Raw genomic sequence first — 15836 nt, 5'->3', positions numbered from 1 at the left:
TCAATTCGTACTTTTAATAAGGAAGCCGTCAATATGTGGTACATGATTTCATCTCAAGACGTTGAAAATAGTTTAGAAAAACGCTTATCAGTACGTGCAGAGCATTTAGCTCGTTTACAAGCTTTAGCCGACGAAGGCCGCTTATTAACCGCAGGCCCCCACCCAGCTATCGACAATGAAAACCCAGGTGAAGCCGGTTTTACTGGCTCGTTAGTCGTCGCAGACTTCCCGTCTTTAGAAGACGCGCAAGCTTGGGCTGACGTTGACCCCTATATTGGTGCAGGTGTATACAAAAGCGTTATCGTTAAACCGTTTAAACGAGTTTTGCCTTAATGAAAATTGTCTCATTTAACATTAATGGCTTACGTGCTCGCTTGCATCAACTGCAAGCGCTAATCGACAGCCACTCTCCTGACATCATTGGCCTGCAAGAAACCAAAGTACACGACGAAGCTTTTCCCGTCGCCGACGTTGAAGCCATGGGTTATAAGGTGCATTACCATGGTGGCAAAGCCCATTATGGTGTCGCTATGCTGTCTAAAGCAGAGCCGCTTAATATTATTAAAGGCTTTGAAACCGACGATAAAGATGCCCAGCGCCGCTTAATCATTGGCCAGTTCAGACAAGATAATGGCCGTACATTAACGGTATTCAATGGTTATTTCCCGCAAGGTGAAAACATTAACCATGAAACCAAATACCCAGCCAAGCGTAAGTTTTATCAAGATTTGATGCTGCACCTAGAAAGGCACCATCAAGCAGATGAAGACATCGCAATTATTGGTGATATTAATATTTCACCCACTGATTTAGATATTGGCATTGGCGATGTCAATGCAAAGCGTTGGTTAAAAACCGGCAAATGCAGTTTTCAGCCAGAAGAACGTGAATGGTTAGCGCGCTTGCTACAATGGGGATTTATCGACAGTTTCCGTTACTTGCACCCAAGTCGCACAGAGCGTTATTCATGGTTTGACTATCGCAGTAAAGGCTTTGATGATAATCGCGGTCTGCGTATTGATGTCATTTTAGTGACCCAATCTTTGGTGTCTCGTGTGGTTGAGTCTGACGTTGATTATGATTTACGCGGTATCGACAAACCGTCTGATCATGCGCCTATTTGGACCAGGTTAAGTTAAGCTCACTCAGCGCACTTAAGTTCGGCAGTGAAATAGTTCAGCAATAAAATGCTACGCCATTAATGGTGTAGCGTTTTTTATTGGCTTTAAAAAAAGTAGCGGCTCGACAATTGCCATTGCTGCTCAATCAGATCGATAGGCAGATTAAGGTACCTTCTTGCCGGGCGAGTTGAATCAATCACATTGTATTCAAGCTGGATAAACCAAGGTCTATCAAGTTGATATTGATAAGCCAAGGTCATCGACTGGCCATCTTCGTTGTTATCATCCTCTGGCGTGTCGTCATTATCGGTCACTGAAAAGTCTTCTACTCGCAAGCTCACTCTATGCTGCGACCAACGCTTACTTAGCATGATATAACCTGAGTGAAAGTCATTATCGACCACAGGCCAACCATCGGTATTGGTCATTATCGTACTGCCTTGCATATACTGACTGATTAAATTGATCCCCATAGGCAAACGCCATTTGGCGCCAATATGACCGAATTGAGTTAACCACGCATATTGGCCTTGCTTAACAATTAAGGTATCCGCGTTATTGTCGTAATAACCCGCTTGCACACTGCCGTTGTTGCGCCAAGTCCACTTAGCCACTACATGCGCCCCAATACGATCATCAAGTTCTTTAAAAGGGTCTGAGTTTGCCGCTTGCTCATCAAGCATACCACCGGGTTGCATTGCTGGTATGGCAGTGATGGGAAGGGTTTCTTGCAGCAGTGTTTGGCGTGAACTTTGGGTCCAACCATGCCAAGATAACATCGCGCCCGTGGTGTCGTTATACATAAACGCTTCGGCTGTTAACGAAAAATCATGGGCTGATTGACGGTATTTACCTAAAGACTCAACCGTGGTCGATAAACCGATATGCCTCACCTCTTCAGCAAGCCAGCTGTTCATTGTTGAATAACTTAAACTGTAAGGCGATGCCCATGTTGTGGCGACGTTTTCTAATGAAATTTTGGGGTACATCAAGCCAAACTCTACGTCGAGACGAATACCCGATTCGCTTGGAATATCGCGATAACGCACCATGGCTTCAGTTAACCCAATACCATTATTAATCCCATCGACATAGGCATTAGCCACAATACGGCTCGACCACGCGTCGCCCCATTGGCTGTGATAACTGAGCCCTAATTGAGACAGTGCGACTTGGCCGCCATTGTTGGCAGCGAGCTTACCTAATCCGCCATCAAGGTAAGAGTCTATAGTATCAGCATAGCCAACCCGGATATCAACGACACCATGGATGCTATGCTCTACATTGCTCAAAGCAAAATCATTCGACTCAGCCTTGACCTGATTAATACCCAATAAACCACAAGCAATGATGATTAAGCGGTAAATAAGCAACTCCTAGTTAAACTCTGATTGGCTGAGCCAGTCGTTAAACGGTAACTCAGGCAACGGCCTAGACAAATAAAAACCTTGGCCCATTTCACAGTGGCGCTCAGTTAACCACTGCAACGTCTCATTATCTTCAATGCCCTCTGCGACCACTTTAAGCCCAAGATTATGCGCCAATTGTAAGGTTGATTGCACAATAATCTGGTCGGCCTCAGTATGAAGTAACTTTTGCACAAAAGACTTATCAATTTTTAGTTCATCAACAGGCAATTGTTTTAATTGCGCCAACGATGAATACCCCGTGCCATAGTCGTCAATCGACAAAGTTAAGCCATTGTTACGCAATAAGGTCAGCTGTTTAATCGCAAGCTCAGGGTCTGACACGACCGCATCTTCGGTGATTTCAAGGGTCATAGCCGATACCGGGACGCTATGTTGCGCTAACGTCTCGATAACCCAGTGACAAAACAGCTCATCTTTTAGGTTTTCGGCCGAAATATTCACTGCAATACTCATGTTGACCCCTTTAGCCTGCCAACGATGATATTGCGCCATTGCCTCGGTAATCACCCAGCGAGTAAGCGCGTCCATTTGCATGGTTTTTTCAGCAATGGGGATAAAGGTATCTGGTGGAATGATGCCGCGTTTAGGATGTATCCAACGCACTAATGCTTCAACATGAGTAATTTTTTGCTGAACTAAATTCAATTTAGGTTGGTAGTAAAGCACTAATTGATTTTGTTCAATGGCTTCTTTCAGTTCATTAATTAATTGAAAACGTTCAATACTGTTTTTATCAATATTGGCATCGTAAATTTGATAATCGCGCTTATTAATTTTAGCATGCTGCAATGCGGTATCTGCTTGTCTTAATAAGGTCACAATATCTACACCAGGCTGAGAAAAACTCACTCCAGCAGTAAATTGTAGATGCAACGAGATATCTTTATAGCAATAGTGTTGACCAATTTGTACTTGCAGCATCGCGAGAAAACGGTCAAACGTTGAGTGCTCAAACTCTTTAAAAGCCAGTACAAACTCATCACCCGACAAACGGCATGCTAAGGCATTTGGATTGATATGACACAAACGCTTAGCCACTTCTTTAATCACTTCATCACCCACAACATGACCTAAAGTCACGTTCACCTCGGTCATACGGCGAATATTAATTAAGCATATCGCCATCGATGAACCAGCCTCAATCCAGGGTTCACACACCCTGTGCAGTTGGTTTCGATTAGCTAAATTCGTTAAGGGATCATGAAAGGCTTGATGCTCAATGGCTTGTTCACGCGCCACAATCGCTTGCTGCATCGAGGTAAACTCGCTAGCCAACTGCTGTAACTCAACACTTGAATCGACACTCACATTAGAATGGTAATTTCCTTTGGCAATAAATCGCGCTTGGCCAATCAATTGCTTAATAGGACGGGTAATGGTACCCGAAATCCAAAATGCCAATAATAGCGACACTGGTAGCATCAACAGTAGCACCGCCACTTGCTGTAACCATTGCGACTCTAATGATGCCAGTAAATCAGAGCGCGATTTATACATGTAGGCATGTAATGATTTATCATCCACCTCACCTAAAAATTGCTTCCATAAAATATAGTCGCTATCTAGCTGATCGTTAACAATATATTGGGTAACTAGCTGAGTATCATGTTGTTCAATTGCCAAGCCAGAATGACCTACATGACTGATTGCGTCTTGCTCAATTAACATAAAGCCGCTGTTTAAACCGGTGAGTTTTTGCAAAGAGTTGGCTAATGAATCACCAATTAAAAAACCAAAACCCACCCAACCAATCACGCTATCACCGCCACTCGTCAAGGGCGAAAACTTGATTTGATATAACTTATCATCGAGTAAATAAAATGGACTAATTTGGTCAAACTCAGTGTCGATATGATAACGAAAAGACGCATGCTGCTCTGAACCTAACGCAACGATTTCTTGGCCCAAATCATCTTGTGAAGCAACCAATTGCCCTATTACCGTGCCATCAGCCGACACCGCCATGGCGAGTGACGCATTAATCCGTCCACGATGATTATTGAGCGCCACCAAAAAACTGCGGTTGTCACCGTCAATAAATATGTCTTTTAAGCCGAAGTCTTTTGCCGCAGTCGACGCAAACGCCGCCAAATAATAATTACGATTATCGTATTGCGACTCAAACACCAAACTCGCTACCTCAAGTTGATTGGCAACATATTGTTGTTCGAGTCGTTGATTAGATTGATATGAAAGCCAAAAAGACAGGGCCAGTACCGCAATAATAACCAATACAAAAAACGCAAAAATCCGTGTCTGCAGACGATTAAACAAAACCAATATTAATATCCCTCTAGGAATTCAAATTCATCTAAACTTTGTTGTTTAGGGATACTATCAAATTCTGCCTCTAAGGTAATGGTCAGTGGGTGTTCTTGAGGTAAATGAAATGTTTGTGACTGTTGGTTGTCGGTGAGCTTTAATTGCGGGTGCCAAACCTGCACAGTAAAGTCATCCTCTGGCAGTGAATCAAAAACAACCTGCCCTTGGCTGTCAGTGATAGCATAAAATGGGGTATCAACCACCAACAAGTGTCCCGACATCCAGTCATGAATATTACATCCCATCGACACATGGCCGGACTTTTCAAATAAAATTAACTCTTGTTCTTGCTCATTGCGCAATTTAAACGAAAAACGTTTTGGACCTAGTGCTGAGTATATATGGTGAGTAATGTCATCTTGGTTAACAAACGCAACCTCTTGGCCTTTTTGCACCACAGTAATGTAAGGTGAAAAACGCTTATCTTTTTGATGAACTTCAGCTTTTACTGGTACAAATTCAACCACAAGGTTAGCTTCGTTGTGCGGTTGTAAGTACACCACCAAATCGACTGCGGGTTGCCCTTGTTGATTGAGCACGGTAATTTGTTGCGCTAAAACCCTCTGAGTAAACAGCAAAGCGACTATGCTAACCAACAACATTTTGAGGCTTGATTTTAACTTAACACTACTTATACATAAAACTGCCATCAACATTCCTTTCACTTAACCAAGTTATTATTGTCTGGGTCATACCCACTGATAATAGACCAAACAACAACATGATTTATTTCAATATTGGCTAAATTTTATATTGGCTTAATATTTCAGAAAGACCTTTTGACGAGTCATTAAGTTCTTTAGCTAATACAGTTGACTGCTTAGCAGAGGTTCTAATGGTTTCAGATTGTTGGCGAATACGATTAATTTGCCCTGAAATATCGCCTGCTGATGTGCTCTGTTGTTCGGCTGATGCGGCAATTTGACTGCTCATATCAAATACAGAATTGATAGAGCCAGCCATGTGGGTAATATCATCACCTACGCCTTTAATACTGTCACTACTTTGATCGGCTTGTTCAACTATCACATTGGTAATATTGGTTAAATTTTTAGAGCCCTTTTGCAACCCTTCAATCATTTTCTGAATTTGCACTGTGGCTTCCTGAGTCCGGCCAGCAAGGGTTCTCACCTCATCAGCAACAACGGCAAAACCACGGCCTTGTTCTCCAGCGCGAGCTGCTTCAATGGCTGCATTTAGCGCCAATAAATTGGTTTGTTCTGAAATACTGTCAATGGTGGTCACAGCTTCATTAATTTGAGTCGCATCAAGAGACAACTGCTCTACCGATGAAAATGCCTCGCCAATGCGCTCAGATAAGTAGTTAATCCGCTTAACCGCATCATCAATTTTATGCTGGCTCAACTTCATTTGCTGCGCATTATTTTGCGTATATGACGAGGTCTCGCTCGCATGGTGAGACACATCAGCAATGGCTGAGGTCATTTGTTCCATGGCATGAGACACTGAATCTAAAAAGTGATGTTGTTGATCAATAAGCTCGTCATTCGTCACCGCCTGATGATTAAACTCATTCGCAGCGGTTGCTAACGTTTGTGCATTATTGCGTATGGCTTGCACCATTTCGCTCATGTTATCAGCACAGCGGTCAATGTCTCTGGCGATTAAACTAAAATCATCGGTACCAAAAAAGTTCAGCCTATAACTTAAATCCCCATCAGCTAAGCGTTTAATAGCCATGTACATATCCCACAGCCCACCGCCCAATGAGGTCGAAATCCAATAGCTTAGTTGAAACAGCGGCAGTAATCCCACTAGCGCGATGAACAGCATAAATTGCGCATCACTCAGTGATTCTTGCTCCCATTGGCTGACATCTTGATGTAAAGATAAATATTGATTACCAACACTTGCGGCAGCAGTGACTGTATCATCCATTCGGCCAGTGTTGTCTTTATGGATCAACTGCAATTGGTTATTCGACGCAAACTGTTGGAGTTCGGCTGTGGATAAATCCTGTTGCTTAGCGACGTCAGCAAAACTTTGTACGCTGGCACTGACTCTTGCTTGCGATGCCTGCGCAATAAGATTGCTCGCTTGCTGATAGTTAAGTAATGCAATCACACTGGTAATTGCCGCGACGATTGAACACACAATCCAAAATTTACCGTTGAGGCTGAATTTAATCATGATTGCGTCAATTTTTCTAAACTGGATCTGTTTCATATTCACGCTTCCTAAGGCAATTTACCGCAAGCTAAAGCTAGCACCTGTTGAACTTTCAAGCTTGTTTTTGCAGCAAATTGTTGGCCATTATTCACATATACAACTGCGCTGCAGAGACTTTGAGGCGTAGTTATTCTACAAAAAAAGTCGATAACGCAGTAAAAATGACCAACAAACGCTGCCCGTAGGGTTCGGCTTAAAACGTTTTTAACTCAAACAACATTCAACCAGCAAATATCAACAGGGCCTAGCCTAATAAACAAATTAATGAAAGAGTTACACCTTGTTCAGTATAGTAGAACAAGGCCAATCCATGGTGAACTGTCACTCAATATAAAAAATGCCTATGTGCTAATACACATAGGCATTTGGCTTAAATATTATCGACTTAAGGTAAAATAACTAAAGTGTTCATGTTCACATATTTCGCAGAAAACACGTTTTAAAAATACTACACAGATAATACTTTATTTAATGGCAAATCACGGTATCGCTTACCGGTTGCTGCAAATATCGCATTGGTTAAACTTGGCGCAACAGGTGGTACGCCTGGCTCGCCGACACCAGCAGGTTTAGCTGTAGACGCCACAATATGGGTTTCAATGTCTGGGCATTGAGGTAAACGCATTAATGGGTAATCATGAAAATTAGATTGCACCACTTTACCGTGTTTAAAGCTAATATCGCCCATCATTGCCAAACTCAGGCCAAAAATCACCGCACCTTCTAACTGCGAATGCACTCTATCGGGGTTCACCACAGTGCCAGCGTCCATTACCGCAATAGATTTGATCACCTTAAGTTGGTTATCAACCACCTCAACTAGGGTTGCCACCGCAACATAACTGACAAAACTGCGGTGAACCGACATGCCCCAGCCTTGATTTTTAGCAGCTTTAGGCGCTTTAGCAAGTGCGCTTTCTAGTGTGTCTAACACGTTCAAAAAACGCCCCACATCCACAGGATGGTCGGCTAATTCTTCGCCGTAATTACCATATTTAAAACCGTTGTTTTCAAAGTTTTCAATGCGAGCTTTACCTAACAATTGGCGCCACATATCAATACAGGGTGTGTTGGCATTAACCGCCAGTTCATCCACAAAACTGCCCATACCAAATGCATGCTGAATATTGCAAACCGAACGCATCCAGCCAATACGCGTATGGGCGGTGGCTTTTACTGCTTCAAGTTGAATATGTTCAAGTGCAAGGGGAACATCACTAAAACCAAGATCAAGTTCGCCGTCGGACGGATATTCAACACCTTCAGCAAAGGTTGAACTGATCGCCGGAAACCCGGTACGCGCAAGCAATGCTGTTGGTAACTTATTATCATCAACTTTAGCCTGATACATTTGCGCGCTAATCGCATGGTAATAACCGTTTTGGATCTCATCCTCACGGCTCCAGCACACTTTAACCGGCTTCATTAGCTTTTGTGATAACACCGCCGCTTCAACACTAAAGTCGGGCTTGGATTTACGCCCAAAACCGCCGCCTAGCAAGGTAACATTAACCTTTACTTGCTCTTGCGTTAACCCAAGTGCGCCCGCGACATTTTGTTGAGTACTTTGCGGTGTTTGCGTCGATGCCCATATTTCACACCCATCGGCCGTAACACTTGCGGTGGCAACGGGCGGCTCCATCATGGCATGGGTTAAATAAGGGACGGTATAAACTGCATTCACGGTATTATCTGCTGGCCAATCCGTGACAGACTCGCCAAATTGACGGATAACTTTGCCAGGCTGCTTTACTCGCTCAACCAATGCTTTTAAGTACACATCAGAGTCATGGCTGTCATTGACAGATTCAGACCAGGTAATCACTAAGGCTTTTCGTGCTTCAATCGCACTCCAGCTGTTAGTGGCAATAACAGCTACGCCTCCAAGCGGTTGAAATAATGGCGCGCCTTTAGGCACTGGCAAGGTAATAATATCCACAACGCCTGCAATACTACGAGCCTTGGTGTCATCAAGTTTCACCACGTCGCTGCCTAATACGGGAGGACGGGTAATACTGGCGTATAACATGCCATCAAGCTTGATATCGTAACCATACTTGGCTTTACCGGTAAGCATGGCATCCATGTCAACAATGGTATGTGACTTGCCAATATGCACAAATTCACTTTCCGGTTTAAGTGACACCGTATCGAGCTCAGGCATAGTCAATGTTGACGCAGCAATTGCCAGATCACCATAAGATAAAGACTGATTACTTGCCTTATGATGCACCTTATGTGCCTTGGCATACACCTCAGAAACGGGCACATTCCATTGCTGGGCTGCGGCTTGTTCTAGCATGGTACGAGCCGTGGCCCCCATTTGACGCATACGCTGATAATGCTTACGAATACTGCGGCTGCCATCAGTGTTTTGGCTGCCATAACGTTTATCAGCCAACCCTTGCACCACAACCACCTTGTCCCAGTCAGCTTCGAGTTCATCGGCTAACACCTGCGGTATACCAGTACGAATACCCTGCCCCATTTCAGAACGATGACAAGTTAAATACACCTTATTGTCTTCACCAATGGCGACAAATAAATTCATTAAGGCTTGTTTGTCTTGTGCCAGTGCCATTGGACTCCACGCTAAACTGGTTCCACCAAGGGCTAAACCACCCCCTACGGCACCAAATAACTTGAGTACATTACGACGGCTAATATTTTCAACTGCGGTAAATGTCGTCATGATTAAGCCTCCGACACTGATTTGATCGCGGCTTTAATACGCGGATAAGTACCACAACGGCATATGTTGCCCGACATAGCATCATCAATTTGCGCATCTGTAGGCGTTGCGGTGGTTTTTAATAGCGCTGCAGCAGACATTAATTGCCCGGCCTGGCAATAACCACATTGAGGCACATTATGTGTAAGCCATGCCTGTTTGAGTTTTTGTGCTTCAAGACCTTCAATCGTAGTGACTTGTTTGCCCTGCACTTGCTTAAGAGTGGTTAAACATCCCCGCATTGGACTTCCATCTACATGAATAGTACAGGCGCCACACAAGCCCGCGCCGCAACCAAACTTGGTTCCAGTAAAACCTAAGATGTCACGTAACGCCCATAACACCGGCATATTGGGGTCGGCATCAAGGGTGAAATCCTTACCATTGACCAGTAGTTTTTGTGTTGGGGTTGTCATAATCACTCCTTAATTAGGGCAAACGATTGACTACACTAAATACTTGCAGTCACGCTTATTATTGTTTGCATTGGCATAACGTTACTTGAACTCGATTAAACTTAGCTGAACTCGCTCTAGTTAAGTAAACGGATTATTGTTGATTTAACCAATGGGCTAAATCGGCAGGGGTATCGATATCACTTGCGGCATTCTCGATAGGCAACATCAAAATATTATTATTTTTTGCATGTTGCTTTAACACGCTTTTAGCACCTTTATCACCTTCAATCGCCATTAACGCGCTAAAATCATCAGCTAAAAAAATAGCAGGCACGCCCACATCTTGCAGATAAAAACTGCAGCAGGTTTTCCTTTTATGCAAAAAAGCCTCTATTAAACTCAAATACTCATCTACAGTGATGGCCACTTGATCCGCCAATACTAACAATAATGCATCGGCGTTAACGTCAATTGCATAAGCCACAGCGTGTTTCACTGAACTGGATAACCCTGCTTGCCAGTGCGAATTCATTATCCGTGGCAAGCCTTCGGTTATTGTCATAATGTCATCATTGATGTGCGCGCCTAACACTACCGCGGCAGGGGGAATATTGGCAGTTTGAGTCACCTGCTTGAGCGTTGCAATACTATGGGCTAATAAGCTTTGCCCGTTCTGAATCTGTGCAGTGATTTTACAGCCATTAAAACGGCGACTGGCACCTGCGGCCAAAATAACCGTCGCGATATTGACCGTAACATTCGCTGCCATGGTTATAACATCACACTATCAAGGCTGGTTAATTTGCTGTGGTACAGCACACCATGGCATTGAGATAAAATACTTAATGCTACCGAGCCAGGTAGCTCGCCACCTAATGCTAAACCTGCTGGAGCTGAAAAATATCCGCTAAAGTCATCTACGCTTAATTGGGCTAAGTTAAGCACTTTTTCACGGCGATGCGCTGGACCTAATAACGAGATATAGGCTAAAGACAGAGGTTGCAAAGTCGCTAATGTTTTAGCATCTATTTGCAAATTATGACTCATCACAAATGCCGCATCTAAGGTGTTGAGTACGTCGGAAGAGACACTTGAGCACGGGTGCTTAATAATTTGGCAACCAGGAAAATCATAGTTACGTGCGTAGGCGGTACGCTCATCAAAAACAGTGACTTTCCAGCCCATGGTTTGGGCCATTTGCGCAATGGGTTTTGCATCTAAACCACCACCAAAAATCCCAATATGAACCGGAGGGCGAAGCGGAATCGTTAACAAGGTTGTGCCTTGCTCAAACACTTTTTCGGTTTTGGTATTCAGGGTAACGGTAATTTGCCCATCCAGACCTTGTTCAATGAAGGTTCCAGAAACCGCATTGCTCGGCGCGCCATCATCAGCAATATTGAGTTTATAGAAGCCGCTATCCCCCCGCATTAATGCATCGTGAACGTTGACTAAACCCAAGTAATTGTTCGCTTTATTGAGCGACACCATCATAATGTTGACGATACCACCACAACCTAGTTGATAGCTGGTGTCAGACTCATCAGTCGCATCATAAGTTAATTGCAAAACGTGTTGGGTTTGGATTGCTCGCTGGGCATGGCGACGAAGATCGGCCTCAAGGCAACCGCCACTTAACATGCCTAAACTTTTACCCATAGGGTGAAATAACATGATAGCGCCGGGTTTACGATAAGAAGACCCTTGCACTTGAGTTAACACTGCTACAACCCAGTCTTCTTGATAAGTAGGTAACCAGGCATCGAGTAAATCAACAAGGTGTTGAACCATGAAAACTGTCCATCATAATAAACGCAGTCTTCTAAGCTAACAGACTGCCTTTACAATGCAAAGAATCAATGGTTTCAATTTATGTCTTAATTTTATGAATGGCATGCAAACAGTTAATTTTTAGTCAAATAACTGGTCTGCCACAAACGGATTGTGTTGGCGCTCCTCGGCAAATGTCGACATTGGCCCGTGGCCGGGAATAAAGCTTACATTTTTACCTAATGGCCATAGTTTGGTGGTAATAGAATGTAATAAGTCTTGATGATTAGATTGCGGAAAGTCGGTACGGCCAATTGAACCTCTAAACAACACATCACCTACCCAGGCTAAATTAGAACTGGCGTTGTAAAACACAATATGGCCTGGAGTATGACCAGGGCAATGCAATACACTTAAGGTTTGCTCGCCAACCGTCACTTCATCGCCTTCATTAAGGTACTGCGTGGGTTCAAATGCTTCTGCACGCGCAAAACCGAAATTTTGGCTTTGCTTCACTAAGTTGTCTAACCAAAATTTATCTGCCTCATGCGGGCCAATAATGGGCACAGATAAATTAGCCGCCAAACTGGCTGCGCCACCAACATGATCAATATGCCCGTGGGTCAGTAAAATTTTGTCCACCGTTAACCCCAATTTGGTCACTTCAGCCAAAATTCGCTCAATATCACCACCGGGATCAACTACCGCGGCTTTTAAGGTTTTTTCACACCAAATAACACTGCAATTTTGTTGAAAAGGGGTGACAGGGATGATTTGATACTTCATCGACAACCTCGCGCTTATGATCATATGTTGATTATCGGTTAATTTTACCTAGGCAGTGTTGATCTAGATAGCTTTTTAATGTGATACCCATCAAGCTTTGCATTGTTGATGTACAATATAGGTAATAAAAAAATGCGATGGCAACCCGCAAAGACTCAGCAGGCTAAATATGCACATTGATAACACCTTAGCAGACATCAAAGTTCGTAAACACTTTTTCTCGGTACCGCTCGATTATCAACAAAGTCCCAGTAAGCAAATTACCGTCTTTGTTAGAGAAATTGTTAGCGTTGAAAATCAACATAAGCAACTGCCCTATTTAGTGTTTTTTCAAGGAGGTCCGGGGTTTGCGGCCGTAAGACCATTGAATAATAGTGGTTGGATTAAGCGGGCTTTAACGGAGTACCGAGTGTTATTGCTTGATCAAAGAGGAACGGGCTTATCTACGCCAGTCAATGCCACCAGCTTAAGTTACATGAGCACCACAGACCAAGCTGATTATTTAACTCACTTTCGCGCTGACAATATTATTCGCGATGCCGAGTATATTCGCACCAAACTGTCACCTAGCGAGCCTTGGAGTATTTTAGGTCAAAGCTTCGGTGGTTTTTGTGTATTGCATTATTTGTCTGCTGCACCAGAAGGACTTAAAGAAGCCTACATCACTGGCGGTATTCCATCATTAACCCGCACTGCAGATGATGTCTATCAAGCCACTTATCAGCGGGTGATTGCCAAAAACAACGATTTTTTTAGCCGCTTTAACGATGCTCGGACTTTAGTCGACAATTTGGCAAAGTATATTTTCGACAATAAAGTGTATTTGGCGACAGGTGAATTACTCACCGTTGAAAAACTCCAGCTCCTGGGCATTAATTTAGGCATGGAACAAGGGCCAGAAGCTGTTTATTATTTGCTGGAGCAAGCCTTGATTGAAACCGCCCATGGCACAGATATAAATCCATTATTTTTACATCAATTTAGTCAATTTCTCGACTACAATACCAACCCAATTTTTGCCTTAATGCACGAGTCTATTTATTGCCAACAACAAGCATCTGCCTGGGCTGCGCACAGAGTCAGAGCCGAGTTTAGTCAATTTAACTATCGACCCGGTAAACCATTATTATTTACTGGCGAAATGATTTATCCGTGGATGTTTTCACAATTTGAACAACTTGAACCACTACAGCAGGCTGCAAACTTAATTGCGGCGAAAAAAGATTGGCCAAGCTTGTATAACCTTGAGACACTGGCCGCGAATAAGGTGCCGGTAGCGGCAGCCATTTATAGCGAAGATATGTATGTAGAGATGCAATACAGTTTAGAAACAACCAAGCAAGTCAATAACCTTAAATATTGGCTCACCTCAGAGTATGAACACAACGGCATTCGTATGGATGGCGAACGTATTTTAGATAAACTCATTAGCCTTAACCGTGGTCATTGTTTGCGTTAGCCATTGTTTACGTAAGCCATTATTTGGATTAATGAATTGTTATTAATACCTTAAAAATAAAAACAGGGCGTAAGACTCTGTCTTGCGCCCTGTTTTTATCGAGACAGGATCGTTTTACAACGATACCCCCATTACAATACTTGTAAGACTTGCTCAGCAGCTAAGCGAGACTTAGGTAATTTAGCGTTATAGTCTTCATCTGAATGGTGATAACCAAAGGCTAACGCGACATCACAAACATAACCGTCTAATTCTTTTTCAAAAATCTGTCCAAGCATGTCGCTGTCAACGCCTTCCATTGGAGTAGAGTCAATGCCTAAACGTGCAAGTGTGTGCATGGTATTACCCAGTGCAAGGTAAGTTTGTGACTTAGTCCAAGCCGCGTTGTTACCAGCTTCGTCTGTGTTTAAATCCACAAACGCAAACGCACCAAATGCACCTTCACGATCTTCAGGCTTAGTACGGCCATCAGTAATCCCTTGGTCAACCACTTTGGCATAATCTTCACGAGTATACTTAGGGTTATAAGCAAACAACACGGTGTGCGAAGCCGCTTTAGCATGTGGCTGGTTAAACTGGAATTTGTTAGCAAAAGAGTCATGCAAACGCTGCTTGGCTTCATCACTTTCAATCACGATAAATTTCCATGGTTGAGAGTTAATTGATGAAGGTGATAACACCATTGCATCGTAAATAACGGCTAAATCTTCAGCGGATACGCGCTTAGTCGCATCGTAGCGTTTTGCTGTGTAACGTTTTTCTAAATCAGAAATAATAGCGTGGGTCATGTGATGCTCCGTAAAAATGTTAAACGACTAATAATGTTGAGGTATCGATATCAACACGATTATCGATAGCCTTTGTTACTCATTATCAGAGTGTTGATAATGAGCAAATATTGCTTAATACCACTCTGGTTAGTCAGAGCTGTATTGTGGAAAAATTCGTTCACGATAGCGCGATGTATACAAGGCGCTCATTAAAGGGTTATACCAATATTGTGCTTAGGTTTGTTTTTTCAATGTATGATTAACGCCATTTAATTGAACAACCCATGCTGGCGGTTTGCTGTTTAGGGCCTTTTCCAATTGCAGCAATCAGTTGCATGGCATTGACTAACTCAGGCACTCGATTCGAGTCATCTTGTAAGCGTGCATCGTCTAGACGACCACGATATTGCAACTCACCAAGGTGATTAAAGCCAAAAAAGTCAGGGGTACACACCGCACCATACTGCTTACCGACGTGTTGGTCTTCATCGACTAAATACGGAAATGAGAAACCGTGTTGCTCGGCAAAGCGAAGCATATTAGCTGGCGAATCAGCGTCTACTGTTTGATAGTCATTCGACATCACAGCCAACACATTAATCCCTTCTGCCATTAATTGTTGAGTGTCTTTGGATAAACGCGATGCAATGGCTTTAACATAAGGACAATGATTACAAATGAACATAATCAACAAGCCCTTTTCACCCAAATGTTCACTCATCGTAAACGCATCACCATTAGGATTTTTCAAAGTAAAATCAGGAGCTTTCCAGCCAAAGTCACAAATGGGCGTATCGAGTAACATATCTATTTACCACTATTAATGGGTGTATGCTGCACTTAAGTTAACTCACATCAA

General features: G+C 43.2%; 14 protein-coding genes. 3 read left to right on the top strand and 11 right to left on the bottom strand.

Going from position 1 to position 15836, the window contains the following annotated elements; all coding sequences use genetic code 11:
- Window positions 1-33 precede the first annotated feature (33 nt).
- Window positions 34-333: a YciI family protein gene (locus PQR79_RS00785; RefSeq protein WP_238105737.1), complete on the top strand. Its 300-nt coding sequence runs from the start codon at window positions 34-36 to the stop codon at window positions 331-333.
- A complete protein-coding gene (gene xthA / locus PQR79_RS00780) occupies window positions 333-1139 on the top strand; it encodes an exodeoxyribonuclease III (protein WP_238105739.1) in 807 nt (268 codons plus the stop codon). The genes PQR79_RS00785 and xthA overlap by 1 nt, the downstream gene beginning before the upstream one ends.
- Window positions 1140-1225: 86 nt before the next feature.
- On the opposite strand, the gene PQR79_RS00775 is transcribed toward xthA, so the two are convergent.
- The 9 genes from PQR79_RS00775 to PQR79_RS00735 all read right to left on the bottom strand — a co-directional run bounded on the left by PQR79_RS00775 (window position 1226) and on the right by PQR79_RS00735 (window position 12748).
- A complete protein-coding gene (locus tag PQR79_RS00775) occupies window positions 1226-2494 on the bottom strand; it encodes a hypothetical protein (protein ID WP_238105748.1) in 1269 nt (422 codons plus the stop codon).
- A gap of 3 nt (window positions 2495-2497) precedes the next feature.
- On the bottom strand, window positions 2498-4831 hold the full coding sequence (locus PQR79_RS00770) for an EAL domain-containing protein (protein WP_238105763.1): 2334 nt from the start codon (window positions 4829-4831) through the stop codon (window positions 2498-2500).
- A 2-nt stretch (window positions 4832-4833) separates the two neighbouring features.
- Window positions 4834-5523: a cupredoxin domain-containing protein gene (locus PQR79_RS00765; protein WP_238105765.1), complete on the bottom strand. Its 690-nt coding sequence runs from the start codon at window positions 5521-5523 to the stop codon at window positions 4834-4836.
- A 91-nt stretch (window positions 5524-5614) separates the two neighbouring features.
- Window positions 5615-7060, bottom strand: coding sequence for a methyl-accepting chemotaxis protein (locus PQR79_RS00760; protein WP_238105767.1), 1446 nt, complete (start codon window positions 7058-7060; stop codon window positions 5615-5617).
- Window positions 7061-7511: 451 nt separating this feature from the next.
- Window positions 7512-9755, bottom strand: coding sequence for a xanthine dehydrogenase family protein molybdopterin-binding subunit (locus tag PQR79_RS00755; protein ID WP_238105784.1), 2244 nt, complete (start codon window positions 9753-9755; stop codon window positions 7512-7514).
- A 2-nt stretch (window positions 9756-9757) separates the two neighbouring features.
- On the bottom strand, window positions 9758-10210 hold the full coding sequence (locus PQR79_RS00750) for a (2Fe-2S)-binding protein (RefSeq protein ID WP_238105787.1): 453 nt from the start codon (window positions 10208-10210) through the stop codon (window positions 9758-9760).
- A 133-nt stretch (window positions 10211-10343) separates the two neighbouring features.
- On the bottom strand, window positions 10344-10961 hold the full coding sequence (locus tag PQR79_RS00745) for a nucleotidyltransferase family protein (protein ID WP_274408354.1): 618 nt from the start codon (window positions 10959-10961) through the stop codon (window positions 10344-10346).
- Between the two features lie 2 nt (window positions 10962-10963).
- On the bottom strand, window positions 10964-11983 hold the full coding sequence (locus tag PQR79_RS00740) for an XdhC family protein (RefSeq protein WP_238105820.1): 1020 nt from the start codon (window positions 11981-11983) through the stop codon (window positions 10964-10966).
- A 120-nt stretch (window positions 11984-12103) separates the two neighbouring features.
- Window positions 12104-12748, bottom strand: coding sequence for an MBL fold metallo-hydrolase (locus tag PQR79_RS00735; RefSeq protein WP_238105822.1), 645 nt, complete (start codon window positions 12746-12748; stop codon window positions 12104-12106).
- A gap of 169 nt (window positions 12749-12917) precedes the next feature.
- Here PQR79_RS00735 and PQR79_RS00730 point away from each other — a divergent pair, with 169 nt between their 5' ends.
- The gene (locus tag PQR79_RS00730) at window positions 12918-14207 is read left to right on the top strand and encodes an alpha/beta fold hydrolase (protein WP_238105824.1); all 1290 of its coding nucleotides are present in this window, start codon (window positions 12918-12920) and stop codon (window positions 14205-14207) included.
- Between the two features lie 131 nt (window positions 14208-14338).
- On the opposite strand, the gene PQR79_RS00725 is transcribed toward PQR79_RS00730, so the two are convergent.
- Both PQR79_RS00725 and PQR79_RS00720 read right to left on the bottom strand, forming a co-directional pair.
- Window positions 14339-14995 carry a nitroreductase family protein gene (locus tag PQR79_RS00725; RefSeq protein ID WP_238105834.1) on the bottom strand — a complete coding sequence of 219 codons (657 nt, stop codon included), beginning with the start codon at window positions 14993-14995 and terminating at the stop codon, window positions 14339-14341.
- Between the two features lie 241 nt (window positions 14996-15236).
- Window positions 15237-15782: a thioredoxin family protein gene (locus PQR79_RS00720; protein WP_238105836.1), complete on the bottom strand. Its 546-nt coding sequence runs from the start codon at window positions 15780-15782 to the stop codon at window positions 15237-15239.
- Window positions 15783-15836 lie beyond the last annotated feature (54 nt).

Source organism: Shewanella metallivivens, assembly GCF_028750675.1.
In the GTDB taxonomy this organism is placed as follows: domain Bacteria; phylum Pseudomonadota; class Gammaproteobacteria; order Enterobacterales; family Shewanellaceae; genus Shewanella; species Shewanella metallivivens.
Note: the sequence above shows the minus strand (reverse complement) of the source record. Positions and strands in the feature narration are given on the sequence as shown.

What these genes read in the sequence shown, in the direction of transcription:
- PQR79_RS00755 (WP_238105784.1), bottom strand. Translation starts at nt 9,755, where the DNA reads ATGACGACATTTACCGCAGTTGAAAATATTAGCCGTCGTAATGTACTC.
- PQR79_RS00745 (WP_274408354.1), bottom strand. Translation starts at nt 10,961, where the DNA reads ATGGCAGCGAATGTTACGGTCAATATCGCGACGGTTATTTTGGCCGCA.
- PQR79_RS00760 (WP_238105767.1), bottom strand. Translation starts at nt 7,060, where the DNA reads ATGAAACAGATCCAGTTTAGAAAAATTGACGCAATCATGATTAAATTC.
- PQR79_RS00785 (WP_238105737.1), top strand. Translation starts at nt 34, where the DNA reads ATGTGGTACATGATTTCATCTCAAGACGTTGAAAATAGTTTAGAAAAA.
- PQR79_RS00750 (WP_238105787.1), bottom strand. Translation starts at nt 10,210, where the DNA reads ATGACAACCCCAACACAAAAACTACTGGTCAATGGTAAGGATTTCACC.
- PQR79_RS00740 (WP_238105820.1), bottom strand. Translation starts at nt 11,983, where the DNA reads ATGGTTCAACACCTTGTTGATTTACTCGATGCCTGGTTACCTACTTAT.
- PQR79_RS00725 (WP_238105834.1), bottom strand. Translation starts at nt 14,995, where the DNA reads ATGACCCACGCTATTATTTCTGATTTAGAAAAACGTTACACAGCAAAA.
- PQR79_RS00730 (WP_238105824.1), top strand. Translation starts at nt 12,918, where the DNA reads ATGCACATTGATAACACCTTAGCAGACATCAAAGTTCGTAAACACTTT.
- PQR79_RS00765 (WP_238105765.1), bottom strand. Translation starts at nt 5,523, where the DNA reads ATGGCAGTTTTATGTATAAGTAGTGTTAAGTTAAAATCAAGCCTCAAA.
- xthA (WP_238105739.1), top strand. Translation starts at nt 333, where the DNA reads ATGAAAATTGTCTCATTTAACATTAATGGCTTACGTGCTCGCTTGCAT.
- PQR79_RS00735 (WP_238105822.1), bottom strand. Translation starts at nt 12,748, where the DNA reads ATGAAGTATCAAATCATCCCTGTCACCCCTTTTCAACAAAATTGCAGT.
- PQR79_RS00720 (WP_238105836.1), bottom strand. Translation starts at nt 15,782, where the DNA reads ATGTTACTCGATACGCCCATTTGTGACTTTGGCTGGAAAGCTCCTGAT.